20 protein-coding genes and 3 pseudogenes are annotated in these 24,685 nt (G+C 61.8%); 11 read left to right on the forward strand and 12 right to left on the reverse strand.

The window, feature by feature from the left end; all coding sequences use genetic code 11:
* Positions 1-86 precede the first annotated feature (86 nt).
* From NL528_RS32765 to NL528_RS32775, 3 genes are all read right to left on the reverse strand, one after another.
* Positions 87-320, reverse strand: coding sequence for a hypothetical protein (locus tag NL528_RS32765; RefSeq protein WP_309178501.1), 234 nt, complete (start codon positions 318-320; stop codon positions 87-89).
* Positions 313-639 carry a hypothetical protein gene (locus tag NL528_RS32770; RefSeq protein ID WP_309178502.1) on the reverse strand — a complete coding sequence of 109 codons (327 nt, stop codon included), beginning with the start codon at positions 637-639 and terminating at the stop codon, positions 313-315. The genes NL528_RS32765 and NL528_RS32770 overlap by 8 nt, the downstream gene beginning before the upstream one ends.
* 95 nt (positions 640-734) lie before the next feature.
* Positions 735-1,778 carry an NAD(P)-dependent alcohol dehydrogenase gene (locus NL528_RS32775; protein WP_074271293.1) on the reverse strand — a complete coding sequence of 348 codons (1,044 nt, stop codon included), beginning with the start codon at positions 1,776-1,778 and terminating at the stop codon, positions 735-737.
* A 318-nt stretch (positions 1,779-2,096) separates the two neighbouring features.
* On the opposite strand from NL528_RS32775, the gene NL528_RS32780 reads away from it, so the two are divergent.
* The 6 genes and pseudogenes from NL528_RS32780 (at position 2,097) to NL528_RS32805 (ending at position 10,798) form a co-directional block, all read left to right on the forward strand.
* Positions 2,097-3,944 carry a sigma-54-dependent Fis family transcriptional regulator gene (locus tag NL528_RS32780; RefSeq protein ID WP_309178503.1) on the forward strand — a complete coding sequence of 616 codons (1,848 nt, stop codon included), beginning with the start codon at positions 2,097-2,099 and terminating at the stop codon, positions 3,942-3,944.
* Between the two features lie 399 nt (positions 3,945-4,343).
* Positions 4,344-6,245: a sigma-54-dependent Fis family transcriptional regulator gene (locus tag NL528_RS32785; RefSeq protein WP_375144088.1), complete on the forward strand. Its 1,902-nt coding sequence runs from the start codon at positions 4,344-4,346 to the stop codon at positions 6,243-6,245.
* 520 nt (positions 6,246-6,765) lie between these two features.
* Complete coding sequence (locus NL528_RS32790; RefSeq protein ID WP_309178506.1) at positions 6,766-7,152, forward strand: DUF3734 domain-containing protein; 387 nt, start codon at positions 6,766-6,768, stop codon at positions 7,150-7,152.
* Between the two features lie 32 nt (positions 7,153-7,184).
* Positions 7,185-8,308 (forward strand): annotated as a pseudogene (locus tag NL528_RS32795) (HlyD family secretion protein).
* A 58-nt stretch (positions 8,309-8,366) separates the two neighbouring features.
* Positions 8,367-9,973 (forward strand): annotated as a pseudogene (locus NL528_RS32800) (MDR family MFS transporter).
* A gap of 42 nt (positions 9,974-10,015) precedes the next feature.
* A complete protein-coding gene (locus NL528_RS32805) occupies positions 10,016-10,798 on the forward strand; it encodes a 3-hydroxybutyrate dehydrogenase (protein ID WP_309178507.1) in 783 nt (260 codons plus the stop codon).
* A gap of 530 nt (positions 10,799-11,328) precedes the next feature.
* Here NL528_RS32805 and NL528_RS32810 read toward each other — a convergent pair.
* From NL528_RS32810 to NL528_RS32820, 3 genes are all read right to left on the reverse strand, one after another.
* A complete protein-coding gene (locus NL528_RS32810; protein ID WP_309178508.1) occupies positions 11,329-12,258 on the reverse strand; it encodes a glutamate cyclase domain-containing protein in 930 nt (309 codons plus the stop codon).
* A gap of 160 nt (positions 12,259-12,418) precedes the next feature.
* Positions 12,419-12,682, reverse strand: a complete 264-nt coding sequence (locus NL528_RS32815) for a hypothetical protein (RefSeq protein ID WP_309178509.1) — start codon at positions 12,680-12,682, stop codon at positions 12,419-12,421.
* A 135-nt stretch (positions 12,683-12,817) separates the two neighbouring features.
* On the reverse strand, positions 12,818-13,135 hold the full coding sequence (locus tag NL528_RS32820) for a hypothetical protein (RefSeq protein WP_309178510.1): 318 nt from the start codon (positions 13,133-13,135) through the stop codon (positions 12,818-12,820).
* A gap of 173 nt (positions 13,136-13,308) precedes the next feature.
* Here NL528_RS32820 and NL528_RS32825 point away from each other — a divergent pair, with 173 nt between their 5' ends.
* The gene (locus NL528_RS32825) at positions 13,309-13,668 is read left to right on the forward strand and encodes a GYD domain-containing protein (protein WP_161852522.1); all 360 of its coding nucleotides are present in this window, start codon (positions 13,309-13,311) and stop codon (positions 13,666-13,668) included.
* Between the two features lie 65 nt (positions 13,669-13,733).
* Positions 13,734-14,325 (forward strand): annotated as a pseudogene (locus NL528_RS32830) (malonic semialdehyde reductase).
* Positions 14,326-14,618: 293 nt separating this feature from the next.
* On the opposite strand, the gene NL528_RS32835 reads toward NL528_RS32830, so the two are convergent.
* The 4 genes from NL528_RS32835 to NL528_RS32850 all read right to left on the reverse strand — a co-directional run bounded on the left by NL528_RS32835 (position 14,619) and on the right by NL528_RS32850 (position 18,576).
* Positions 14,619-15,422: a class I SAM-dependent methyltransferase gene (locus NL528_RS32835; RefSeq protein WP_309178511.1), complete on the reverse strand. Its 804-nt coding sequence runs from the start codon at positions 15,420-15,422 to the stop codon at positions 14,619-14,621.
* A gap of 882 nt (positions 15,423-16,304) precedes the next feature.
* Positions 16,305-17,345, reverse strand: coding sequence for a radical SAM protein (locus NL528_RS32840; RefSeq protein ID WP_309178512.1), 1,041 nt, complete (start codon positions 17,343-17,345; stop codon positions 16,305-16,307).
* A gap of 503 nt (positions 17,346-17,848) precedes the next feature.
* Positions 17,849-18,064 carry an SAM hydroxide adenosyltransferase gene (locus NL528_RS32845; RefSeq protein WP_309178513.1) on the reverse strand — a complete coding sequence of 72 codons (216 nt, stop codon included), beginning with the start codon at positions 18,062-18,064 and terminating at the stop codon, positions 17,849-17,851.
* The gene (locus NL528_RS32850) at positions 18,061-18,576 is read right to left on the reverse strand and encodes an SAM-dependent chlorinase/fluorinase (RefSeq protein WP_309178514.1); all 516 of its coding nucleotides are present in this window, start codon (positions 18,574-18,576) and stop codon (positions 18,061-18,063) included. Before NL528_RS32850 ends, NL528_RS32845 begins: the two co-directional genes overlap by 4 nt.
* A gap of 153 nt (positions 18,577-18,729) precedes the next feature.
* On the opposite strand from NL528_RS32850, the gene NL528_RS32855 reads away from it, so the two are divergent.
* Together NL528_RS32855 and NL528_RS32860 are read left to right on the forward strand one after the other, a co-directional pair.
* Positions 18,730-18,936 (forward strand): DUF2905 domain-containing protein, encoded by a 207-nt coding sequence (locus NL528_RS32855; RefSeq protein ID WP_249727198.1) that lies wholly within the window; start codon positions 18,730-18,732, stop codon positions 18,934-18,936.
* 606 nt (positions 18,937-19,542) lie between these two features.
* Positions 19,543-20,028, forward strand: coding sequence for an adenosine-specific kinase (locus NL528_RS32860; protein ID WP_309178515.1), 486 nt, complete (start codon positions 19,543-19,545; stop codon positions 20,026-20,028).
* 142 nt (positions 20,029-20,170) lie between these two features.
* Here NL528_RS32860 and NL528_RS32865 read toward each other — a convergent pair whose 3' ends face one another.
* On the reverse strand, positions 20,171-21,964 hold the full coding sequence (locus NL528_RS32865) for a Rieske (2Fe-2S) protein (RefSeq protein WP_309178516.1): 1,794 nt from the start codon (positions 21,962-21,964) through the stop codon (positions 20,171-20,173).
* 364 nt (positions 21,965-22,328) lie between these two features.
* Between NL528_RS32865 and NL528_RS32870 the strand changes: the two genes are divergently transcribed.
* Positions 22,329-23,612, forward strand: a complete 1,284-nt coding sequence (locus tag NL528_RS32870; RefSeq protein WP_309178517.1) for a S41 family peptidase — start codon at positions 22,329-22,331, stop codon at positions 23,610-23,612.
* A gap of 40 nt (positions 23,613-23,652) precedes the next feature.
* Here the strand turns inward: NL528_RS32870 and NL528_RS32875 are convergent, their stop codons facing one another.
* Positions 23,653-24,669: an integrase core domain-containing protein gene (locus tag NL528_RS32875; protein ID WP_309178518.1), complete on the reverse strand. Its 1,017-nt coding sequence runs from the start codon at positions 24,667-24,669 to the stop codon at positions 23,653-23,655.
* Between the last annotated feature and the right edge of the window lie 16 nt (positions 24,670-24,685).

Raw genomic sequence — 24,685 nt, forward strand, 5'->3', positions numbered from 1 at the left:
CATGTGAGATCGTTGTTGCGGACGACGTCCGCGGTATCCTCACCGATCGGCTTGCGGCCTCACGGCTGTCTTCGGCGAGCCGATCGTCAGGCCGGCTTCGCCCCTTTCATCCACTCGCCAATCGTCGGTTCCGATGGCTTGGCGAGCTCTTTTCCCTCGACAAGAAATCGCGCCAGCAGCACCAGGGCCCCTATTGCGAAATCCTTGCCGTGGGCGGCGATCATGTCCTCGCCGATCACGGCGAGACGCTTGAAAAATTCGTCCTTCGAACGCTCCTCGTCGGTCTGAATGGGAGCTTCCATGGTATTGGCGTCAGCCATCGAAATTCTCCTTGGTGTTCGGCTCGTCGGCAGCGGCATCGAATGCGGCAAGCGTCGCGGTCAACCAATCGCGCTCGGCGGCGAGCCTGTGCTCTTCCTCGTCGAATACCGCCAGGCGCTCGTCGCACTCCGCAATCGCCGCCTGTGAAGACGGTGGCGCACCGGGCAGCGCCGCTGCGCGGACCGCCAATTTGCGTTCGATCTCCACGCCGTGCCGCTGATTGTCGCAGCGCAACCGGCGCGCGTTGTTGTCGATCAATCCCATCACCATCTCGTGCCGCGCCATCATGCGCGCCTTGTCGTCACGTTGGGATTCCATCTCTTCACCCTCCGGGAGGGCCGAACTCCGCGCCGTGAAACAGCTCAACGATGAACTGCATCGCATGGCGCACTCCAGCGCCGTATTGCTCGCGATCATGGGATAAGCACCGCGCGTCCGGGCACACGGCCGTGATGAAGATCATGAAGCGCATCGTTGGCTGCGCTCAGTGGATATTCGCGCGTCTTCAGATCGACCAGACCGCGGTCCGCCAATGCCATGAGTTCGACAAGCTCGGCGTAGGTCCCGACAAGATTGCCGACGATGGTCTTTTCGGACGTGATCATGTCGATGGTCGGAATGTCGATACGTCCGCCGTAACCGACGATGTAATAGAAGCCGGCGTTCCTCGTCATCGCCAGGCCCTTGGCGATTGCATCACCCTCTCCGACAAAGTCGATGACGGCTTCCGCTCCGCGGCCGCCGGTCAATGACAGGACTGCTTCGACCTCGTTGCCGTCCGCGTTCACCACATGATGCGCGCCGCAACCGCGGGCGAGTTCGAGCGCGCCCGGCGCGCGATCAAGCACGATGATCTCGGCCGCACATAAAGCTTTCAACACCTGGATGCCAATATGCCCGAGACCGCCGGCTCCGATAATCACTGCGTACTGGCCGGGCAGGAGATGGCGCGAGGCTTTCTTGGCGGCGCGATAGGCCGTGAGACCGGCGTCGGTGTAGGGGGCGACGTCCTTGGGCGCGAGCGTCTTCGGGAGCTTGATCAGACTGCGCGCGCCAGTCAGAAGAATCTGGGCATAGCCGCCATTGGCATTGATCCCCGGAAAGACGCTCTCTTCGGCGTGCATGTCATCGCCGCGACGACACGCCAGGCAATGGCCGCTGGTGACGAGTGGATGGCAGATCACCGGGTCGCCTTTCTTGAACCCGGTGACGCCCTTGCCGACCTCTTCAACCCAGCCGGCGTTCTCGTGCCCCATGATGTAAGGCAGATTGACGTTGGATTTTTCACGCCAGATGCCTTCGACGATATGGAGATCGGTTCTGCAAACGCCGGCACCGCCGATGCGGACGATCACGTCCGTGGGATTCTCAAGGCGCGGATCGACGACGTCTTCGTAGCTGACGAATTCCTTGGCGCTCAGGGTTTCGTCGTACCGATGCAGGACGGCGGCTTTCATCTCCCGGTTCCTTCTTTTTTCCGCCGCCCCAGCGCGGCTTCGACATTTTCTCCTCCCTGATCAGCAACTGCCGTGCCAGCGCATCAACGCTTTGAAATTCCAGCGCAATGCTTGAAGACGACTGCCGGGACTGTTGCACCGATGAACACCTTTCCGAGCAACGATGTTGAGCCGCGGAACATCATGCGACGCAGCATATTTCGTCCTTTGATATTTCTCGCGCGCGGGTAAGGTGATGATCGCGATGTCCGGCCGAGACCGACAAGACTGGCGCGAGAGCCGACGCGGTCTTCAGAGAAACATCCGCGGAGGAAAAACATGCTGTCCACGGAGGAGCGCGTCGCACTTGCGCGTCGCGAGCTAGAACGGCACGGCACGGTTCCAGCCGAACTGTTGTCGCCGGATATTCTGGAAAGCTGGAAGCGCTGCGCCGACGTCCAATTGGATCCCCGCCGCCCGCCACCGCTTCAGATAGAAGGAGCTGCAGTGCTGCGGGCGGCGCGACAGCGGCATGAACTCGTGTTGCGGCTCGCCATGGCGGAAATGCACAGCCTTCACAGCCAGATCGCCGGAACGAATTTCGTGATCGCCTTCGCATCGCCTGACGGCATGTTGCTGGATATGGTTGCCGACGACAGCTTTCGGACGTCGGTGCATGGCGCTTCGATCAGGCCTGGCGCCGTCTGGTCGGAGGCACGTTGCGGAACCAATGCATTGGGGACCGCTTCCATCGTGCGCCGCCAGGTTCTTGTCCATGGCGCCGAACATTACTTTCCACGTTTCGGCGGCCTCACCTGTGTCGCATCACCGGTCTTTACCCCCAATGGGTCCTTGGCGGGTGTGCTGGATGCGTCGTCGGACTGCCGATCGCGTCAAGAACACACCCAGGCGCTCGTGGCCATGGCCGCGGCGCAGATCGAGAACGGCCTGTTTCGCCGCCAACACGAGAACGACCTGCTGATCGCGTTCCATAGCCGGAGCGAATACGTGCATACGCTCAGCGCCGGATTGCTCGCTGTCGATCGCGAGGGTCGGGTGCTGGCATTGAACGGACGTGCCAAGAACCTGCTGCAGGGTCTAACCACTACCCCCGGACAGCGCTTCGAGGAATTATTCCTGACACCCTTCCAATCCTTCCTCTCGGAAAGCCGCAGGCAGGAGCACCAGCGGTTGGACGACGCGGTAGGGAGCGCGTTTGTCGCGACGATCGAGAACCTCCGTTCGACCGAGATGCCGCGGCGGCCGGCGGTGCCGCCGAGGCCGGCGGTGACCGGCTTCGTCGCCCACGATCCGGCGGTGCAGGCGATCGTGCGTCAGGTCGAAACCGCAGCAGCCCGCAAGATGCCGATCCTGATCCGCGGCGAGACCGGCACCGGCAAGGAACAGCTCGCCCGCCACGCCCACGCCGCCAGCGGACGTACCGGCGCCTTCGTCCCCGTCAACTGCGCCGCGCTTCCGGAGAGCCTCGTCGAGGCGGAACTATTCGGCTATGCCGAGGGCTCCTTTACCGGCGCGCGGCGCGGCGGCGCCGTTGGCCTCGTCAAGGAGGCCGACGGCGGAACCCTGTTCCTCGACGAAATCGGCGACATGCCCGTCACATTGCAAGCGGTGCTGCTCCGCCTGCTCGACGACTGGACCGTGCGTCCGATCGGCGGCGCGCGCGCCAAGGTCGACGTCTTTCTTGTCTCCGCCACCAACGCCACCCTCGACAAGGCCATCCTCGAAGGGCGCTTCCGCTCCGACCTGCTCTACCGCCTCAATACCCTCGAGGTGACGCTGCCGCGGCTGCAGGACCGCACCGACTTCGACGCCATCGTCCACCATTTGCTCGGCGCTATCGATCCGGATTGCGAAATCACCTCGGCCACCATCGCCAACCTCGCCTTGCGGCCCTGGCCCGGCAACATCCGCGAACTGCGCAACATGCTGGCACGCTTCACCCTTTCCGCCACCGACGGCTTCATCGACGAAGCCGCGGTCGGAGCCATGATCGGCCCGCCTCCGCACAAGGCCTCCGGCTCGCTGCAGGACATCCAGCGCGCCCGCGTCCTCGCCGTCCACTCCGAGACCGCCGGCAACATCAGTGAAACCGCACGACGTCTCGGTATCTCAAGAAATACCGTCTATCGGGCGCTCGGCCACAGCCGCCGGGACAGCGGCCCATAGCCATCGCTGCCCTATATGTGACGGCCGCCAGCCTCCGGATTGCAATTTGATTGAAAAACATCGTCCTGGTAGCCCCGGTCTCCTTTTGCAGCACGCAGACAAGGAGTATAGGCTGTGCCGATAGGCGACATGAAAGAAACGCCTGCTAAAGCCGGGAAGTAAACGCGGGATAGGTTGTCTGATCGGATGACGCCGTGTTCATCGTGACGAGAGCGCCGGACAAATGTCCAAAATTCGATCCTGGAATGGGCCTCCAAATGAATGGACGGGGACACCGGTCGATGAGTGCGCTTTTTGCATCATGGAGACGGTTATTTGACAGGCAACCCACATCAAGGTGATCGATAGCAGACCTGTCGAGATGCGGGTCGCCGACGTCGTCACCTCGGAGGAGCCATGATGGACCAACGAGAAGTGCGCGTGGCGTGGGAAAAATTCGTCGAGCGCGGAGCCCTGTCGGCGAATTTGAGATCATCGGTCGCAGCATCGTGGCAGAGATCTAAAAACCATCACGTCACGGTCGATCGCGCCAGAGCGCCGCTGGTACCGGAAGCCGAGTTGTATCGTCACCGTTCCAAGCACGCCTTGCTCCGCAATGCCGCACGCTCCGCGCTCGAGAGCTCCGGAACATTCCTGAGCGATGCGAACTCCATGATGATTTTGACTGATCCCTCCGGATTGATCATCGATACACAGGGAGACGCCAGAGTTATTGATGCCGGTCGCGCGGTTCATCTGGAGCATGGCGGACGATGGAGCGAAGCCGACATCGGCACCAATGCCATCGGCGCCGCGATGGCGGAATCGAAACCCGTCCAGATTCGCGGTACGGAGCATTTCTGCTCGGAAATTCAGCGATGGACCTGCGCTGCCGTTCCGATTCATGACCCCGCCGACGGCGAACTTCTGGGAGTCGTTGATATTTCGGGTCCGGCAGACACTTTCAACCCGCAGAGTCTCGCGCTGGCCGTTTCCGTGGGCCATCATGTGGAAAGCGTATTGGCGCAATCGATCAGGCAGGATCACGAAAATCTGCTGCGTTACTTTCTCTCCAAGAGGTCGTTGTGGGCAAGCGACGATTGCGTCGTGCTCGATCGACGGGGCATGATCGTCCATGCGACCGAGCACGCACTGAGCGTCGTCAGGGGTCACCGCAAATTTGTTGCCGATGGTGCGCCCACACAATTTCTGAAAGCGATCCCCTTTGACGAGTGGCCGCTCAAATTGAAGGAGATCCTTCCGAACGCGAGCTTCGATCTCGTGAGGAACGAAAGCTCCAACATTGGTGCCATCATATTGCTGCACACGCGCCGGCGTGTGGCAGTCGTAGATCGAAGCAGCCAAACCGAGAACCTCCGTTCGACCGAGATGCCGCGGCGGCCGGCGGTGCCGCCCAAACCGGCGGTGACCGGCTTCGTCGCCCACGATCCGGCGGTGCAGGCGATCGTGCGTCAGGTCGAAACCGCAGCAGCCCGCAAGATGCCGATCCTGATCCGCGGCGAGACCGGCACCGGCAAGGAACAGCTCGCCCGCCACGCCCACGCCGCCAGCGGACGTACCGGCGCCTTCGTCCCCGTCAACTGCGCCGCGCTTCCGGAGAGCCTCGTCGAGGCGGAACTATTCGGCTATGCCGAGGGCTCCTTTACCGGCGCGCGGCGCGGCGGCGCCGTTGGCCTCGTCAAGGAGGCCGACGGCGGAACCCTGTTCCTCGACGAAATCGGCGACATGCCCGTCACATTGCAAGCGGTGCTGCTCCGCCTGCTCGACGACTGGACCGTGCGTCCGATCGGCGGCGCGCGCGCCAAGGTCGACGTCTTTCTTGTCTCCGCCACCAACGCCACCCTCGACAAGGCCATCCTCGAAGGGCGCTTCCGCTCCGACCTGCTCTACCGCCTCAATACCCTCGAGGTGACGCTGCCGCGGCTGCAGGACCGCACCGACTTCGACGCCATCGTCCACCATTTGCTCGGCGCTATCGATCCGGATTGCGAAATCACCTCGGCCACCATCGCCAACCTCGCCATGCGGCCCTGGCCCGGCAACATCCGCGAACTGCGCAACATGCTGGCGCGCTTCACCCTTGCCGCCACCGACGGCTTCATCGACGAGGCCGCGGTCGGGGCCATGATCGGCCCGCCTCCGCACAAGACCTCCGGCTCGTTGCAGGACATCCAGCGCGCCCGCGTCCTCGCCGTCCACTCCGAAACCGCCGGCAACATCAGCGAAACCGCACGACGTCTCGGTATCTCAAGAAATACCGTCTATCGGGTTCTGGAGCAGTGTCCGGCGCGGTCAGGATAACGTCGTCTTCGCTGCAGATCGACGCAATGTCGCAGCGACGTCGGGTGGTAGGTTCAAATCATGGAGACACAACACCCGATTCTTGCGATTGGTCGCACAGGCGATTCCCCAGTTCGCCGGACAGCAATGTTTACGATGGTTCGAATCCCTCCACGTCCTACATCCCGCCGAATCTGCGATATAGCCCGATATTCCGCGACGCAGCCGCCGACGGATTCGGAATGACGTCACATTGGTCACTGACGCTACGGCGGCGTTCGGCTCGGACGGGATGAGAGCGGATGCGACGAACGCCCCGAAGTTCGCACACGCCACTGAACCATTGATGTCGCGGCTTCCCACTGTGAACGGCTACGCGCGCCCTACCCGAGCCTGATGCCAAACTGATGGACTCTCTACTCAGTCCTTATCAGTCACGGGATGTTGTCTGCGTACGAACGGCCGCTTTGCGCCAGGAGCAGCCCTTCAACCGCCTAAGTGCGACGCGCTTCTTCAATCAGCCAATCCCGGAAGGCCACCAATGATGGAAGTGTCGAGCCGGCAGAAGCACATTCAATATTCAAGCCGTACGCGCGCCATGACGGACCATGCGATGCGAATGCAGAAGATGCGTCAGGCGTTGCAGCGGACGATTGAAAAGCTGCCGAAAAGCGCAAAGGAGGATCCGGAATTCCGCGCCATCGCGGACATGGCGCGCCATTGCTCCTGCAACATCATTCACCTGATCTACCAATCCAAGATCTACGAGGGCCAGTCAAAGGACTACGAATTCGGCCTGAGCGCGATGCGCGCCCATTGGCAGAGCGGGCTGGACGACATCCGACGCACGCTGGCCGACCCGCGGCGCCTGGAACCGCCGGCTCCCGAGCTCGGCATCGTCACCCATGACGTCCATCGCCGAGATTGAGCTTTAGCCCCCTACAGATTTTGGAGAATGCCATGTCGACCCTTTCCTATGCCTCTGAGCAAAAAGCCAAAACCAGCGTTCGCCCGTCCCGGCAGACGATCCGGCGGGCGGCGCTCGCGCTTGCCGTAGCGCTCGGTGTCGCTGGCGTCGCCGATTTCGGCCACTACTACCTCACCATCGGCCGCTACCTGGAAACGACCGACGATGCCTATGTCAAAGCCGACTCGACGATCATCGCACCGAAGGTCTCGGGCTACATTTCCGAGGTGCTGGTTGCCGACAACGAGCCGGTGAAGGCCGGGCAGCTTCTGGCGCGGATCGACGACCGTGATTTCAAAACCGCATTGAACCAGTGTCACCGGTACGCAACCTTAACGCCCAGATCGAGCTGCAGGAGCCGCTGATTCAGCAGCAGGCGGCCGAGGTTGATGCGTCCGAGGCCAATTTGAAGTTCGCACAGGAAGAGCGCACCCGTTACGATGGGTTGATGAAGTCGGGCTCTGGCACGGTGCAGCGCGCCCAGCAGACCGACGCAGCGTTGCGCTCGCAGACTGCACAGTTGCAGCAGGGCAAGGCAGGCCTGATCGCGGCCAACAAGAAGATCGATGTCCTCTCGACCCAGCGCGCCCAGGCGGTTGCTCAACTCGATCACGCGCGCGCGGTCGAGCAACAGGCGGCGCTCAACCTGTCCTATACGCTGATTACCGCACCGGTCGACGGCACAGTCGGTGCGCGCTCGTTGCGGGTCGGCCAATATGTGCAGGCCGGCACGCAACTCATGGCGGTGGTGCCGCTGGATGCGGTCTATGTAGTCGCCAATTTCAAGGAGACCCAGCTTACCCATGTGCACAGCGGGCAGCCGGTAGAGCTTTACGTCGATAGCTTCCAATCGACTAGATTGAAGGGCCATGTCGACAGCCTGTCGCCGGCAAGCGGCCTGGAATTCGCCCTGCTGCCGCCCGACAACGCCACCGGCAACTTCACCAAGATCGTGCAGCGCGTGCCGGTGAGGATCGTGCTCGACGGCCAGAGCCTGAACGGCCTGTTGCGGCCGGGCATGTCGGCCGTGCCGACCGTCAACACCAAGTCGGCCGTTGTTGCCGAGCGCGAAGTCGAGAAGCGGCTCGCGTCGCGCGGCCCTGAGCCTCGCAGCTGAGCGAATGCGCGTCCTAACGGGCCCCAATGCATTTTGCCTCGCACGAGAGGAGACAGCCATGACCACGCTTCAAACCACCATCGACGCCCTTCCCGCCAGCGATCGCGGGCCATCTGCCGCAGCTCCAACGACTCCTGCCGTCTCCGCAAAAACCTGGTTCGCGGTGATCGGCGCCGCTCGGCGCCTTCATGGCGGTGCTCAACATCCAGATCGTCAATGCCTCGCTTGCCGACATTCAGGGCGGGATCGGCGCAGGCATCGATGACGGCGGCTGGATCTCGACCTCCTATTTGATCGCCGAGATCGTGGTGATCCGCCTGAGTGGCTGGCTTGCCTAGGTGTTCTCTGTCCGCATCTACCTCCTGACCAACGCCGCCCTGTTTCTGGCTTTCTCGGCGGCCTGCGCGCTGGCGCAAGACCTGCCGCAGATGGTCGTGCTCCGCGCGGTTCAGGGTTTTACAGGGGGCGTGCTGATCCCGATGGCGTTCACGCTGATCATCACGTTGTTGCCGAAGGCGAAGCAGCCCATCGGCATGGCGCTGTTTGCGATCTCCGCGACGTTTGCGCCCGCGATCGGCCCGACCATCGGCGGCTATCTGACCGAGAATTTTGGCTGGCAATACATCTTCTACGCCCGGCGCGATCATGATCGCCATGCTGTTCTTCTCGCTGGAAGCCAAGCCCATGAAGCTGTCGCTGCTGCGTGACGGCGACTGGCTTGGCATCGTCACCATGGCGATCGGGCTCGCCGCGCTGCAGACCGTGCTGGAAGAAGGCAACAAGGACGACTGGTTCGGCTCGCCCTTCATCCTCCGCTTCGCCGTCATCGCCGCGGTCGCGCTGACGCTGTTCGTGGCGATCGAGCCGACCGCAAAGAAGCCGCTGTTGAACCTGCGCCTGCTGTTCAGTCGCAATTTCGGCTTCGGCGTTCTCGCCAACTTCCTGCTTGGCGTCGCCCTGTACGGCTCGGTCTACATCCTGCCGGTCTATCTCGCCCGCATCCAGGGCTACAATTCCGAACAGATCGGCATGGTGCTCGCGTGGACCGGGCTGCCGCAACTTGTGCTGATCCCGCTGGTGCCGCGGCTGATGAAGCGCGTCGATCCGCGCATCATGATCGGCATTGGCTTTGCGCTGTTCGCTGCTTCCAGCTTCATGAACATCACCATGACCAACGACTATGCGGCTGATCAACTGTTCTGGCCGAACATCGTCCGTGCCATTGGTCAGGCCATTATGTTCACTCCGCTCTCGGCGGTCGCGACTGCCGGAATCGAGGCGGAGAATGCCGGGTCCGCGTCCGCGCTGTTCAACATGATGCGCAACCTCGGCGGCGCCATCGGCATTGCCGCGCTGCAGACGCGGCTGACCAAGCGCGAGCGGTATCACTCCAACGTGCTGATGCAGTCGGTGTCGATGTTCGAACAGGCGACCCGCACCCGGATCGAGCAGCTCACGCAATATTTTGTGAATCACGGCGTCATCGATCGCGTTGACGCAGCGCACCGCGCCTATGTCGCGATCGGCCATATCGTGCAGAAGCAGGCCTACATCCTTGCCTTCAGCGACACCTTCTACACGCTGGGCGCGGCGCTGATCGTCGCGCTGCTGGCGGGCCTCCTGCTCAAGAAGCCCGATCGCCTCGACGGCGTCGGCGCACACTAATCATCCATCTCTCAACCCCATCAAACATTGAAAGGAATTCCCATGTTGAAGGGCAAGGTAGCGATCGTAACCGGATCGACCAGCGGCATTGGGCTGGGCATCGCGAAGGAACTGGCCACGCTCGGTGCCGACTTGGTGCTGAACGGCCTCGGCAATGCCGGCGAGATCGAGGCGGTCCGCAGCGGCATCGAACGCGACCACGGCGTGCGCGTCGTCTACGACGGCGCCGATATGTCAAAGGGAGAAGCCGTGCGCGGATTGATTGCCGCGACGGTGGAGAAATTCGGGCGCCTCGACATCCTGGTGAACAATGCCGGCATCCAGTTCACCGCGCCGGTGGATGAATTCCCTCCCGCCAAGTGGAACGCGATCCTGGAAATCAATCTGTCGGCGGCGTTCCACGGCATCGCAATAGCGGTGCCTCAGATGAAAAAGCAGCGCTGGGGGCGGATCGTCAACATCGCCTCCACACACGGTCTCGTCGCTTCAACAGACAAGGCCGCCTACGTCGCGGCCAAGCACGGGCTGGTCGGCCTGACCAAGGTGGTCGGCCTGGAGACCGCCGGCAGCGGCGTTACCTGCAATGCGGTCTGTCCCGGCTGGGTGCGAGCACCTTTGGTCGAAAAGCAGATCAGCGACATCGCTGCGCAAAGAAGCATCAGCCAGAAGGAAGCAGTCAAGGTCCTCCTCGCTGAGAAGCAGCCGTCTTCGGATTTCGCCTCTCCTTCGCAGCTTGGCGGCACCGTTGCCTTCCTGTGTTCAGCGGCAGCAGACCAGATCACGGGCACGGCGATCTCCGTCGATGGCGGCTGGACGACACAGTAGCCGGGAGCGGTTGAGGGCGAGTGCCGAACGATCTCACGCAGACGGAATCCTCGCGATCGCCAGCTGACTCGAGGCAATGCGACCCGGCAGTTCCCCCGCTGCGCCTGGGTACGCAACGACGGCCGGCCATCCCCCTTGGCCGGCCGTCTCCCTCTTAGCGACGCGCACCGACCTGCGGTTTAGGAAACCTTTTTCGGCTCAACAATGTCAATGGCTTAGGTTCGTCGTGTTGCAAATGTGTTGCATCGACCGGCCCACGGCAGACTTTCGGTCGCCAATTCGTCCGGAACCGCGAATGACCGCTTCGCGCCATTAGCGGATGTTCCGCGCCACTTAGTGCATACAGTTGGCGTCACCCCTGAGCTGCTCCAATAGCGCCTTGACCTCCTTCAGAACCGGCGGGTTACGTGATGGTTCGTTGGGACAAAAATCCACTTTACGTGAATGCCCGACCGTGGGCGGGGAGTCGGCGATCGGAGGCTCTCGATTTTCGCCCTTGATCGCTAGAATGGCCTATCAGTTCAAGGTGATCAGCGCGCCTTCGACGCCACCACGGCGAAGATCTCCTCAAGAAGAGCCGCGTGCTGCTCCCAGGGTATGCTGTCGACACTCATCTGCGGTCGCCCGGGATTATCGATCCGGCTGTCATCGACCGCCTGCCCGGTTTCTACTGCCGCCGAAAGGAACCGGTGATCCATATCGCGATTGAAATAACGCAGGAGAACTTCCCGCAACGCTGGCTTTGTGCAGGCCATTGCAGCAAGGAGCCCATACCCTCCCCAGTTCGACACGCCGGCGACGATGAGCGAATCGACCGGGGTCGTCCCTGCGATCACCTCGCCATTGGGAATTCCGCTTTCGATGATTTCTTTGGGCAAGGATCCCATCCCAATCTCATTGCCCCCGTCCCCGATGCCGATCGTGTACCAGCGATGCTTCGCGGCGGGGTCGCTAAAGAGAAGATGGAGCGGCGCTGTTTCGCGCGACATGTCCCATCCGTGCTCCCGGCGGGGCTTTCCATCCGAAGCCGGAGAAACCCGCTCTATTGCGATCAAGTGAGTGATCGGCCGATCGCCTGTCTCCAGGTACTGCCGCAGGCGGAGAACCGAACTCTCCGTCGTCGACACGACCTCAAGATTGACGGGCATCGGCAGTGCATCGACCACGGCCCATACCGCCTTTGCACACGGTGTGTCGGTAATGACCGTGACCAGGATGCCCGCATTTGCGAGGCCCGCGGCCAGATGGGCCATCCCGCCGAGCCCGTCCGTTTCTGGAGAAGGCGGCTCCGCGTGCTGTATATAGAAGCCGGTAACGATGCCGACATGCGCGTTGGGCGTGTTGATGACGGCCTCTGCGGCGCGGGCAAGATTGCCTTTTGCCCACTCGGTCATCTGGTCGATATCGCGTTTGACTTTGCGCCCGATGATCGCCTCGATCCGGGCTACCGACTCGTTCACTGTATCCACTCGACTTGGCTTCTCAAAGGTGCCGGTTGGTTCTGGCGGGTTTTTCCGGTCTCCCTGCAATGGCATCGGTCCTTCAGCTCCGTTCGCGTACCGAGCACAAGGACCCGAATTTCCGAATGTGCCTACCCGGAGATCATCCAAGGATCGTTCGTCAGGTTCGTGTTGGCTTCCGGGGATGGAACAGCTCTTCGACGGACTGTTTCGGGTCCCTGATCCGAGAGCGGTCCTTGCGATCGTTCTTCTGTGCTTCGAGGTTCTGCAGGAACCGGAAGCGCGGCGATCGAGTCGCGTGCCCCGATCGGCCGTGCTTGGTCATGCCGAAGCCCTTTTGGCCGCCATGCATCAATTGATCTCCAACGAAAGCTGTGCGGCTCATTTCTTGCCCCCGGGAGCCACCACCGGGGCCGAGCTTCATGCAGTTCGCCGAAAGCACAATCAGAGGGAAAGATAGCCCTGATCGTCAAAAGGCGCGAGGCTGGGACGGTCGGTTTGGGAGAACAGAATGCTGCAGTGCGGAGCGCTGGGATGCGCAAATCATCACCGAGCTTGATCAGGTCAGAACCGTCATCCGGCCTTGCTCGTCAATCTGATGCCCGTGGATCATCGGCGGGACCTGCTTGCTGTTCGACCCCTTTTCAGACATCGGTCCGCCCCGGAAGAGCTCGTCAAGCAAATGGCCGATGTCCGTGAACTCGGTTACGATGCCGTCCACGAAGGTGAAGCTCGTGAATGATCCGCCAGCGCGCGCGGAATGGCCATTGAAGGTGTAATGGACACGCAGTTTCACCGGGCCGAAGAGCGGATGCAGGCTAAAATCGACGCGTATCTGCCCCAGCGCCGCCGGATGGCGTAGAGGCCGTTTAGCCAAGTAACCAGCGCGAGCGTGCCTTCACGGGAGTCGCGCGAAGTGCTACACTATTTTCAATATCAACACCGGTGCCGCGAGCTCGCCGTTGCGAGGGGATAGACTAAGATATCCCAACGCGGCAATGCGTTTTGCGCGTGAGCGAGGGGGCGGCAAACTCTGAAAGGAGACCCTCCATGGCTCTTTATGCCTTGCAGACGGCTTACGCCCCTGTCGGGTGGGCAGCCCTGCTCAAAGATCCTCAGAACCGCATGGAGGCCGTCAAACCCGTTGTTCAACGGCTCGGCGGCAGTGTCGTCGACGGCTGGCTGACGTTCGGCGATTACGACGTGCTGGTGATCTGTCAGCTGCCGGACAATGTGAGCGCCACGGCGCTGTCCATGGCGATCTCAGCTGGTGGGGCGGTTAAGAGCGTCAAGACCACGCCGCTCGTGACCTTCGACGAAGGGCTTGAGGCTCTCAAGAAGGCCAAGGACGCAGGATACACGCCGCCGCCTAGCGAAGTCCCGTACTTTGGCGTGTATCGCGGCGCGTGACGCCTCGACGAGTAGTGAGCTGCAACTTAAATAAAGGGATAGCTTTAAGAGCGAGGAGGCATCTTATGGTGACGCCGCTCGATGATTCCGCGCTTGATACGATCTTTCGTAAGGCGCGTACCCAAAACAAGTGGTTCGATAAGCCGGTTTCGCGTGAGCAACTCGCTGCCGTGTACGATTTGATGCGCTGGGGTCCGACCAGCGCGAACTGCTTCCCCGTGCGCATCGTGTTCGTGATGACCTTGGCGGCGAAGGAGCGACTAAAGCCCCTCGTCCTCGAGGGTAACCGGGCAAAAGGTGACAGACGCGCCGGTGACGGCGATCCTCGGTTACGACACCAGGTTCTACGACTGGCTGCCGCGCCTGTTTCCACACGCTGATGCCAGATCCTGGTTTATCGACAAGCCCGGTTTTGCCGAAACAACAGCCTTCCGCAACAGCAGCCTGCAGGGCGCTTACTTTATCATGGCGGCGCGGGCCATCGGGCTCGACTGCGGACCGATGTCTGGGTTCGACAATGAGGCTGTCGATCGGGAATTCTTCCCCGGTGGCCAGATCAAATCAAACTTTATCTGTGCCATCGGCTATGGCGATCCGGCGGGCTCGTTTGAGCGTCTGCCGCGTCCAGATATCAACGAGGTGTGCTTGTTCGTGTAACTGATGTGTGCAGCGTGCGCGGTCGCCATGCTGGCTCGTTCGAGTGTCAATCGGCGTTGGATTGGGACCTGTGTCGGCGCCCAAAAGGGCCCCCTTTGAGCGGGGAGTTTTGGCGCTGGACTTAGAGAGCGATCTATCGAACTTGCTTGATGAAGCACCATGGCCCGCACATACTAAGTCGGCGGGAAACGTGGTCTCGACCGGGCGAACCAGGGAGCAGGCTGAGAGCGGCGACGGAGTAGGTGCATGTGACCGCTCTTGACCCCACGCGGACTTGGCACTCCTGCGCAACGTCAAGCCGCTCTTAACAACTCGTTCCACCCTTTGGTCCCCAGCAAAATGCCGTGATTCCGTCCCACAACATTAAGGTCGTAGATCTTCAACATCCACCAGTCGAGCTTGGCGTGCAGTTCGGTCAGCGAATCCGCGTTCAGCTTCTCGTAGACCTGAATTGCAAATAGCACCCGATGTTCAGGATACGTTTGTCCGATTCGCGCGATGATCTCAGTGATCGGCGGCTCGGTGCGGCGCAGATCAAGTCCCGCGACCTCATCGAGTGCGGTGCCCCAAGGCGGCGCTACAAAGATGATGATCGCGTCATCGCGCGGCAGATCATCCTTGTCCGACATGGATTCGTAGTCGCCGTGTATCAGGTCGATCGTCCGGTCCAGCGCCCCAACGTTTCGTCTGGTGAGTTCATAGACTTTGGGATCGATCTCGAATGCGATCCCGCGCGACAGTGGGACGTGTCGCAAGATCCAATAGAGCGTATTGCAGGAACCGGCGAATGGATCGACCACCAGGCACCGGGTTTCGGGCGGTAGCGAGGCCGCCACGGCGGCGACGTCACGACCGATGCGATCGGCAAGCGGATCACGCGTGCATTCGACTGCGGTTCGGCCAAGTAGTCGGATGCCGCGGGCGTACCATTGCTGCGGTGTCATTCCGTAGAGCCGGACGTAATCGGGATCGGAAAAGCTGTCGCTCCCGTACCGCTGGGCCTCTTCCAAGGTCAGCACCTTGTTGCGCTTTTGTCCGTGCAACAGCAATGCACGATCATGCAACGGCTGATGAGGATCTTGCCGAGGCTCTTTCATGTCGCGACCGCTCCTACATGCGGCGCCCTTCTTGCGCGCGTCGCAAATGCCGCCGCATGAACGCGATGGGGACCGCAGCCAGCGTAGCGAATAAAGACCAACGTGACACTGGTTAGGTCGGCTATTGGCCCTTTGCCGACATCGATGGTTTGGCAAACGCCCGCTTCGCGCCAAAAACGGCCGTTCCCTCAAAAGTCGCCCTTTGACAGTCAAAATCAGAAAATCGCCGGGCGGCCCAGCATGGGTGCAAAACCCGCGACCGGGGGATCGTTCCTAGTCGGGACCAAGCATAATCTGACCGACTGTCGCGGATTGCCGATCGTGCCTGGGCTTATAGTTTTAGATCGCCTTCGGGCTGACTCGCGAAGCGTTCGACCAGAAAATCGATGAACGGCCGCACCTGACCGCAAGGTGCCGCGTCGACAGGTATCACCATCTGCTGCGCGTCCATTCCGTGCGTGGCCTATGATGGTCAGATCCGTGCGCAGGAGCGAGAGATCGGGATCCCGCCGCAGCCGCCGACATCGCAGCGTCGGCCGTGATTGCGATCCCGATGGTCCACACTCGAGAATCGAAAGCCCCGGCGTTAACGCGGGGGTTTTCGATTCTCGACGTCTCCTCCGAAGAACTCCGAACGGTTTTATGACCCCGATGCACTCTCGATCAGCAACAGGAATGGTGCAATTCCCGAACTGTCAAAACTGCCCCGATCTCTCTCCAGCTAAAGGCAGGAAAGCCTCCCCTACTCTGGATCACTGTACTTATACGGCTGGACACCGAGCCCGGTCCGAAGGCGGACAGATGAATCGGCAAAATCATCGGTGAACGCACCAGGGCTCGAACCTGGGACCCGCTGATTTAGAAGCGCGTGTCAGCGATTCATCAGATCTCGAGCATTGCCGATATGCCGAAAGCATTGCGACGCTCGAATGTGGCGGTCTCGAATTTGAGGCCTAATTCGCGAGCGCGGCGCCAGGAATCCTCAAGCTCTGCGTGCGTCGGTCGGCGAGCGATCTCCGCATATTTGTCCCGGTACTTGGCGCTCGCCGGATCGCAGAAATTGTCGGGATGGAACTGCGCCATCACGTTCACCGGCGCGGCCGGCACGCGTTCGGCAATCCATTCCAGCACCGGATACGTGCAGCACTCGATGTGATTGGGCATCACCAGGTGGCGGATCGAGAAATCCTCCCCCCACTCGTCGAGCAGCTCAATGTTGCGCGTCACCGTCTCCCAGTACCATGGCGTTTTCGCCAGCGTCGTCGCGCAGCGGCCAGGACCGAATTTGAAATCGGGGAGCCACACATCGGTCAGGACGCGCAGGATCTTCATGCTTTCGAGAGTCATGAAGAAGTTGCTGTTCCAGAGCATCGGTGCATTGAACGCCCCCTCATAGAGAGCGGCGTCGGGCACCTCGTCGAACCAGAAAAAACGATCAGCCTTCGTTTTGCGGACTCGCGCCAGCTCCGCCTGCGTGGGTGTGTAGTCGCGGCCCAACAACGCGATGGCATCGACGATGGAATGCAGGTGAATGACGACCTCGCCGCCGACCCAATTGATGTTGTGGCAACCCTCGCGGCGCAGCGTCCAGGCCATCGCCGCGAGCGTGCGCGGGTCCGTCTCTTCGCCATTGTCTTTGTCGGTGCTGATGTCGCCGTTCTGGCAGAAGGCGCACCGCATGTTGCATGAGGTGAAGAAGATCGTGCCCGAGCCTTCGCTGCCGCGATAGAACAGTTCCTCGCCGGTGTGATGGAAATACGAGCTGACACGTGAGCCAGCGGCGAGCATGCAGGCGCCGAACCTGGTCCCCGCCACGCGGTCGACGCGGCAATCCCATGGACAGAAATTGCAGTGGCCGAGCATGCGGTAGGCAAGCTCGCGGCACAGCTCCAGGAGGCTCGGTCCTTCCGCCGCCGGCGGCAACCGTTGACCCGCCCGGATCGCCTCCCAGCGCGCGAGAAATATCGGCGTGAGGCGGTCGAGTTCGGCCCAGAGCGCATCCTCGCCGCTGGCCGCCGGATCGAGTTTCGTGGCGACCGTCGCGGCAATGCGAAACTTGGCCGGTCGCCGGTTCTCCGCAACGGCCAGGTACCATGACAAGGCGCCGCAGATGGCTGGGTCGTCCCAAACTGTCAGTCTGGTCAAATCGCTCATGGGACCTGCTCCCGCGCGCTGGCGGTGGCCGGTGAAGCGCGATCGCGCTCCGGCGACCGTCGGAGGCTTGCTTCAAAGTTCAGTCTTCGCGATTTCACTGCACCCGGTATTTGCTCATGTAGTGTTTGCGCAGGATCTTGCGGGTCTGCTCCGCAAGGCGCCTGTTAGCGCTCGCCTGCGGCTCGTCGCCGCGCTCCGGCGGCTTCGGCCGATGCGGATGAGGGCGTTGTTTGGTCGGTTGTTGCCTTTGGGTCAAAGCGGCAGGCCTTCGTTCATGCGACGATCTCGACCGGACTGCCGATGGCAAGACCGAGATCGCGGTCCGCCCGCCCCTGATTGACGGCAAGTTCGGCAAGCCCGTTGGAGTTCTCATACCAGAAAGCCGCGCCTGGCGGCAGATCACTGAAGGTCCTCGCGCGGTCCAGAACCCGACCTGCCGCAGTCAGCCTTGCGCCGGGCGGCAGCATAGCCGCCCTCAGCCCGGTCATGGCATTGCCGTAGTGATCGACGTAAACGATTTCGCAGAGGTCATCCGGCCAGTTTGCCCGACGATCTGCGCCATCGTATCGTGGCTGGCCGGGGGCGGATCACCGCACGTCAGCATGGCTGCCACCGGGGCGAAGAGGTCGCGCCCGTGAAAGCTGGCCGAGAGATGCTTCGGCTTCCAGTCGATGTCCCAGCTGCGCGTCTCTCGGGCTCTGCGCTGGATCAGCTCAAACAAGCCGTTGCCGGGGCCGATATACCAGCGGCTGTCGGACTCGATAAAAATGGATGGCCGCGTCCCGCCGACGCCGGGATCGACGACGCAGAGAAAAACGGTTCGCACCGAAAACCATGCCGCATAGGCCGCCAACAGATACGCCGATGCCTTAGGATTGCCAACTGGCGCATCGGCGAAGAGGTCGATAATGGGTATGCCCGGCGCCATCTGGTGCAGCACCGCCTTCATCTGACCCGTATACGGGCCGTGCAACCCAAAATCCGTGAACAGCGCAATCATGGTGTCAGCTTGCCCAAGTGCGTGTGTCCACTTCGCTCGAAAACGCTATACTGACCCATCCGAGCCGTGCGACGGACGCGGTCATAGCAGCACGCCAAATCCCGCTTGCTCTCCCTAAATCGGCTCGCCCACTGTGATCGTAGGCTCGGCGCAATGTCGATCTCGCGTCTGCTCATCATCTTCGGCTTGTCGCTCGTTGCGCTTGGGCTGCTATGGCCAGTGATCAACAAGATCGGCTTGGGCCGGTTGCCCGGCGACATTGTCATCGAGCGCGACAACTTCCGCGTTTATATCCCGCTCGCAACATCGCTGCTGGTCAGCGTGATCCTTTCCCTGATCCTTTGGCTCGCTAACCGTTAGCCGTCGGTGCCTCTCGCTCTGGGTGGACGGCGCTCGGGAGTGTTCGCGGCTGGCCTGCCGGCAGCATCATCGTCCGCGCCGTGAGCAGCCACGGCATCCACATGAATCGCGTGGCATGCACCCAAAACGTGAAAGGGTTAGCTGCCTCGAACAAGGACCCGAGAGCGTCGAAGGACGGTGTTGCCCGCAGGTTAATTGACATCTGCTCCCAATCACCATTCGGCGATTGCCGGTGAATGATGTCGATGTCGAGGCCGGGCAAACGAGCGCTTGCTCTTGTGGCATCGATCTCGCTCTCTCGACTGTATGTCCGCTCAGGCATCGGCCCTCACCATCTCCGTGCACCGCTTCCATCCCGCTGGTGATTATCGCTCATCATTCCCGGTAATGAAAGCTCGCAGACTTGCTGCCGTGACCATGGCCGCTCCCCGCCGGCCGCCGTGATGTTCCGCGCCATCAACGCGGCCGGCGAAGTGGTCCAGGTGTTCGAGACCCGCGAGGAAGCCGAAGCGTGGGTGGCAGCGAAATCGGCCGCCTGTAGCGGCTTGCAATCACCTTCCGGCGGCCTACCATGGAATGCGTAGCTCACCCTGCAGGAGCGCAGCCATGGAACTCACCGTGGTGCCCATCGTCAAGCCGGACGACGCCAACTTCATCTTCGGCCAGTCGCATTTCATCAAGACCGTGGAAGACCTCCACGAGGCGCTTGTGGGCACGGTTCCGGGCATCCGCTTCGGGCTGGCCTTCTGCGAGGCCTCTGGTAAGCGGCTGGTGCGCTGGTCGGGTAATGACGAACCCGCCCTCGCCCTCGCACGCGACAACGCATTGGCCATCGGCGCCGGCCACACTTTCCTGATCTTTCTGGGCGACGGGTTCTTTCCCGTCAACGTGCTGGCTGCGGTGCGCGCGGTGCCGGAGGTCTGCCGCATCTATTGCGCGACGGCCAATCCGACACAGGTAATCGTCGCACAAACGGAGCTGGGCCGCGGCGTGCTCGGCGTGGTGGATGGCGCCTCGCCGCTGGGTGTCGAAACCGACACCGACATTGCGTGGCGGAAAGACCTACTGCGCCAGATCGGCTACAAGCTATAGTGGCTGGATGAAGCCCAAGCCGACAGGATGCACCACCACCTGCAGCTGACGCTGCCACGGATCGAACGCGACGAAGCGCGCGCCAGGATCGGGCAAGATCGCAGCGCGTCAGGTCTGCTTTCAGATCGCCCTTAGTGCGCCCTCAGCGCGTGACGTCAGGACGATCCAGCTCTTGATGTAGCTCGCCACCCCGCATCAAGCGGCGGGCGATGTTGGCTGTCTGCAGTGACGCGCGTTCGGTCGGTGAATGGGCCGCCAGATAGCGGGCAACCGCGATGAGGATGTGCCGGCCCTCGTCCGTGTCGCCCCACGCGCCGAATTGCCGGACTCCCGCCTCCAGCATCTGATACGCATGGAAGCCTGCATCTTCGCGCAGCACCGCATGCGCGAGCGTGGCGATCAGCGCCTGCGGCGAATGACCGAGCGTGAGATGCCTTGCCACCAGGCGTGCGGCGAGATCGACCTGTCTCTGCCGGTCGAAGGCGTCGAGCAAGGCGGCGCCGATTGTCTCTGGATCCGCGGGCAGATCATCGAGCTGCTCGCCGCCGTCGCCCGGGATGCGCGCTGGCGGCACATTGAGATAGCGAGCAAGGTAGAGCGCCATCGCTCCGTGCAATACGCCGCGGACGGCCGTGCCGTGAGTGTCGATGTTGGCAGTCCCGATGCGCGTCAGCATCTGGTGGACTGCGTTGGCGTAGGTGAAGACGTGATGCGCCGTCTCCCAGTCGGCGTGCTCGTTGGCATTGCCGAAGCGCGCCACCCTGAGCGCTGCCGCGTACGCGAGGGATTGGCCAAGGTCAGCAGGAGCCGCGCCGGCGCGGATCGTCTCCTTGAGCGCGTCGGCGATCCTGGCCGGATCGTCACCGAGCAGCTCTTGAGCAAGTGCGGCGTGGCCCGACCAGTCACGCGAGCCGCGTCCGGCAGCGAACAGGTCCGCGAGTTCGCTGGCTGATTCCTCACACAACGCAACAAGGTCAACGGGCTGGCGCCAGGCAGTCGATTCCTCGGCGCCACGGGCCGCTACCATCTGACCGACGACAGTCGGCAGCAGAGCCGCCGCGTGTTGCCAGCCGACCAGGTCGAGGCACTCGAACACCTTGTTGATGAAGTCGAGCGAGTGCCCGGTGTCGGCGAAAGCCCGCTCGGTCTCGGCGGCGAACAGGGCATCAGCGAGTTCAGCCGGGGAGAAGCCGGCCGCAATCGCCGTGAGCAGGGTGCGCTCGGCCGCCTCGCGATGGCGCACGTTTGTCCAACGCCGCAGCCAGCGTTTGAGCGCGGCCGGATCCGGTCGGCTTCCAAGCGGCGCGCGTTCCCGCCGCGGCGCCTCGCCGTCGCAGTCCGCCGCCACGCGGCGTGCGCCTTGGAACAGAGCGAGATAGGCTTCCTCCTCCGGCAGCACAGGCAGGATATTGGCGAGTGCCGTAAGGATCGTAAGACCCACGCCCCAGCGGTCGCGATTTTGCGCCCCGAACAGAGCTACCTCCCGTACGATTTCGGCCTGCGGTACGCCGGCCGCGAGCTGACCATGCATGGCCTTGGCAATGACGAGGCCGAGGTTGTGGGCGAGGCCGTTCGCAAGCCGCTGACGCCAGTGCGCGGCGAGATCGGCATGGGTGAAGTTGGTCTTCACCCAGACGTCACCATTGCGCACCTCGACCGGGCAGATCGGCACGTCGTCCGCCCATAGGTCGAAGGTGCAGCCGCTTTCGAGATCGAAGCGAGCGTGGTGCCAGTGACAGGTCAAGATGCCGTCCTCGACGCTGCCGCGCTCGAGCGGGAAGCCCATGTGCGGGCACCGATTGTCGAGGGCGAAGACGCGCCCGCGGTCGTAGATGACGAGGATCGGACGATGGCCACCGTGCACAACGAGCCGCCCCTTGATCGTCAGCTCCTCAAGGCTTCCCGCCAGCGCAAATTCCTTGCTAGGCGCGTCCATGAGCGTACCTTCCATTGTCGCTTTGGGGCCGCTGCAGGTACTCCGCAACATAGGCATCCTCTCGCGCAAAGGCGAGAGGATGCTATTGGGCTGCGCAAAAGTGCGCCGCGGAAGCAGCTCGCGAACTGCCATGCGAGGCGGCCCAAGGTATTCAAAAATGCGCTATAAACGCCCGCACCTCTTCCAATCTTTCTGGCAATCCCTCTATGCTGTTTCACTATCAGTCCGAACGATCGGATGCAGTCTCGAAACCGGCGGGCTATACATCCCGTCCAGGCAAACACCTTGAAAGTTAGCCAAGAGCTTGTTCATCATCACGTTCCAACCTGACGCGCAGCGACGAGTTCCATCGCAAGGTTGCACGATGAAGAAGGTCATCAACTCGGCACCGTCGCGCCGCCACTTTTTGCGGCTAACATCAATGGCTGCGGCATCAGCCCTGGCTCCAACAGTTTTGTGGGCCGAGCAGCGAGAAGCAGCGGATTCGGCCACATCCCAGGCCGCGTCCGCACGCCTCGCCACGTTCGAGGAGGTATGGCGGACCGCGCGAGACCGGTTCTACGATCAGCACCTACACGGACTCGATTGGTCCGCGGTCCGGGAATTTTACTTGCCGGACGCCACACAGGCGAGCTCCGAAGAGGCGCTGGCCAGCGTCATTAATACCATGCTCTCTGAGCTGCATGCTTCGCACACCCGCTACTACACACCGTACGAACCAGAATACTACCAGCTTTCCGATTTCTTTGCTGGTGCGCTAAGGCGGCGCGGACTGGAACGCGCTTTTCCGAGTGGCCGTATCTCCTATCCCGGCATTGGCGTCCTCTCGCGTCTCGACATGCAGGGCCGCAGCATGATTACCGGTGTTATAGAAGGCACGCCGGCCCAACAAGCCGGCCTGCTGGCTGGCGATATGATCGTCTTCGCCGATGGTGCACCGTTTCAGCCGGTCCAGTCATTCCGTGACCAGGTTGGCAAGGAAGTCGCGCTGGGCCTGCGTCGTGCCGGCGCGTTTATGCAAATATCGGTTACCCCGGTCGATATTGAGCCCAACAAAATGTTCTTGGACGGCTTGAAGGCCAGCGCCCGTATAATACCGGCCAACGGCCGACGCATCGGCTATGTTCATGTCTGGTGCTACGCTGGCTCCGTGTATCAGCGGACGCTCGAGCATCTTCTATCGCATGGTCCGCTGAACGACGCCGACGCGCTGATCTGGGACCTGCGCGATGGCTGGGGCGGCGCGATCCCCGAGTATCTTGATTTGTTCAACACGCGAGCGCCGACGATGCAGGTCACTGATCGCAATGGCGCCAGCGAACTCGAGAACGTGAAGTGGCGCAAGCCTGTCGCCATGCTTGTCAACGGTGGCACCCGCAGCGGCAAGGAGATCCTTGCCTATGGCTTCAAGAAATATCGGCTTGGCGAGGTCATCGGTAGCCGGACCGAGGGAGCTGTCCTCGCTGCGACGGCATTCCTCATTGGGGGCGGCTTGCTGTTGCTCGCGGTCGCGGACGTGCAGGTCGACGGCGAGCGGCTGGAAGGCGTTGGCGTCGCACCCACGATCGAGGTCCAAGCTGACCCGAACTCCATGGGTCGTAGTGATCCTCAACTCAATCGTGCAATCGCGGCCCTATCCGGGGCCTGATCCTCGGGAGGCAGCCCTGCTGGCTGTGTGTACCGAAAATCTAAATCCGAACGTATTGACGATGAAGTCCGCCCAGTATGGCGCGCGAACTTATGACGCCGGATCGCTGAACCTGGCGAGAGACAGGCGCATCTTTGTTCAATGACCGATGCGTTCTCACGCCGTTGTAATAGTCCGCATAGTTTTTCAGAATCCGACGCAGATGTTCCTCGTCCAGGACAATGTTGTGGTCCAAACACTCGCGCCGGATCGATCCGATCAGCCGTTCGGCAAAGCAGTTCTGCCAAGGCGAGGCCGGTGCAATTGGCTTGTCTCGGATACCCATGGCACGCAGTCGGCGCGTGACGACAGTGCCGTAGATTCGACCTCGATCTCGGATCATATAGCGCGGAGCACCATCCCAAGGAAAAGCCTCGGTGATCTGACGTGCAACCCACTCCGCCGTCGGGTTGGTTGTGACGCCGATCCAGACGAGATCTCTGCGATCAAGCCGGATGATGACGAAGCCACACAGCAGCTTAAAGCCAATGGTCGGTACTACGACCAAATCCATGGCGGCGATGTCCGGCGCGTGGTTTCGCAGAAAGGTCCGCCATTCCTGACTTGGAGGCCCGCGTCGCTTGACCATATACTTGGCGACACTTGATTGAGCGACGCTAAAACCGAGCTTGAGCAGTTCGCCGTGGATGCGCGGCGCACCCCAAAGCAAATTCTCTGTGCGCATCTGCCGGATCAGCGCGCGCAATTCTGTCTCGATCTGCGGTCGCCCTCCCCGTCGACACGATTTCCAACGCCAATAACGGCGAAAGCCGGCCCGATGCCAACCCACCAGCGTTTCGGGTCGAATAATCATGAGAACCGGAAGGATCGACGGGAACCAGCGATAGAGCTGAACGAAGAACCAGCGGTCGTTGTTTGTGAGGCGAGCCCGGCCTTTCAGCTTGCGTCGCAAGACGATCAGCTGATGTCGAAGCACTGCATTCTCTGCCTCAAGCCGGATGTTCGACTTGAATGGCGAGGCCAGCACGGCCAGAGCGAAGCAGATCAGCGCGATCATCGCTCCAACTTAGTCG

The organism is Bradyrhizobium sp. Ash2021, assembly GCF_031202265.1.
Lineage (GTDB): Bacteria > Pseudomonadota > Alphaproteobacteria > Rhizobiales > Xanthobacteraceae > Bradyrhizobium.

What these genes read in the sequence shown, in the direction of transcription:
- NL528_RS32765 (WP_309178501.1), bottom strand. Translation starts at nt 320, where the DNA reads ATGGCTGACGCCAATACCATGGAAGCTCCCATTCAGACCGACGAGGAG.
- NL528_RS32770 (WP_309178502.1), bottom strand. Translation starts at nt 639, where the DNA reads ATGGAATCCCAACGTGACGACAAGGCGCGCATGATGGCGCGGCACGAG.
- NL528_RS32775 (WP_074271293.1), bottom strand. Translation starts at nt 1,778, where the DNA reads ATGAAAGCCGCCGTCCTGCATCGGTACGACGAAACCCTGAGCGCCAAG.
- NL528_RS32780 (WP_309178503.1), top strand. Translation starts at nt 2,097, where the DNA reads ATGCTGTCCACGGAGGAGCGCGTCGCACTTGCGCGTCGCGAGCTAGAA.
- NL528_RS32785 (WP_375144088.1), top strand. Translation starts at nt 4,344, where the DNA reads ATGGACCAACGAGAAGTGCGCGTGGCGTGGGAAAAATTCGTCGAGCGC.
- NL528_RS32790 (WP_309178506.1), top strand. Translation starts at nt 6,766, where the DNA reads ATGATGGAAGTGTCGAGCCGGCAGAAGCACATTCAATATTCAAGCCGT.
- NL528_RS32805 (WP_309178507.1), top strand. Translation starts at nt 10,016, where the DNA reads ATGTTGAAGGGCAAGGTAGCGATCGTAACCGGATCGACCAGCGGCATT.
- NL528_RS32815 (WP_309178509.1), bottom strand. Translation starts at nt 12,682, where the DNA reads ATGAAGCTCGGCCCCGGTGGTGGCTCCCGGGGGCAAGAAATGAGCCGC.
- NL528_RS32825 (WP_161852522.1), top strand. Translation starts at nt 13,309, where the DNA reads ATGGCTCTTTATGCCTTGCAGACGGCTTACGCCCCTGTCGGGTGGGCA.
- NL528_RS32835 (WP_309178511.1), bottom strand. Translation starts at nt 15,422, where the DNA reads ATGAAAGAGCCTCGGCAAGATCCTCATCAGCCGTTGCATGATCGTGCA.
- NL528_RS32845 (WP_309178513.1), bottom strand. Translation starts at nt 18,064, where the DNA reads ATGACCGGGCTGAGGGCGGCTATGCTGCCGCCCGGCGCAAGGCTGACT.
- NL528_RS32850 (WP_309178514.1), bottom strand. Translation starts at nt 18,576, where the DNA reads ATGATTGCGCTGTTCACGGATTTTGGGTTGCACGGCCCGTATACGGGT.
- NL528_RS32855 (WP_249727198.1), top strand. Translation starts at nt 18,730, where the DNA reads ATGTCGATCTCGCGTCTGCTCATCATCTTCGGCTTGTCGCTCGTTGCG.
- NL528_RS32860 (WP_309178515.1), top strand. Translation starts at nt 19,543, where the DNA reads ATGGAACTCACCGTGGTGCCCATCGTCAAGCCGGACGACGCCAACTTC.
- NL528_RS32865 (WP_309178516.1), bottom strand. Translation starts at nt 21,964, where the DNA reads ATGGACGCGCCTAGCAAGGAATTTGCGCTGGCGGGAAGCCTTGAGGAG.
- NL528_RS32870 (WP_309178517.1), top strand. Translation starts at nt 22,329, where the DNA reads ATGAAGAAGGTCATCAACTCGGCACCGTCGCGCCGCCACTTTTTGCGG.
- NL528_RS32875 (WP_309178518.1), bottom strand. Translation starts at nt 24,669, where the DNA reads ATGATCGCGCTGATCTGCTTCGCTCTGGCCGTGCTGGCCTCGCCATTC.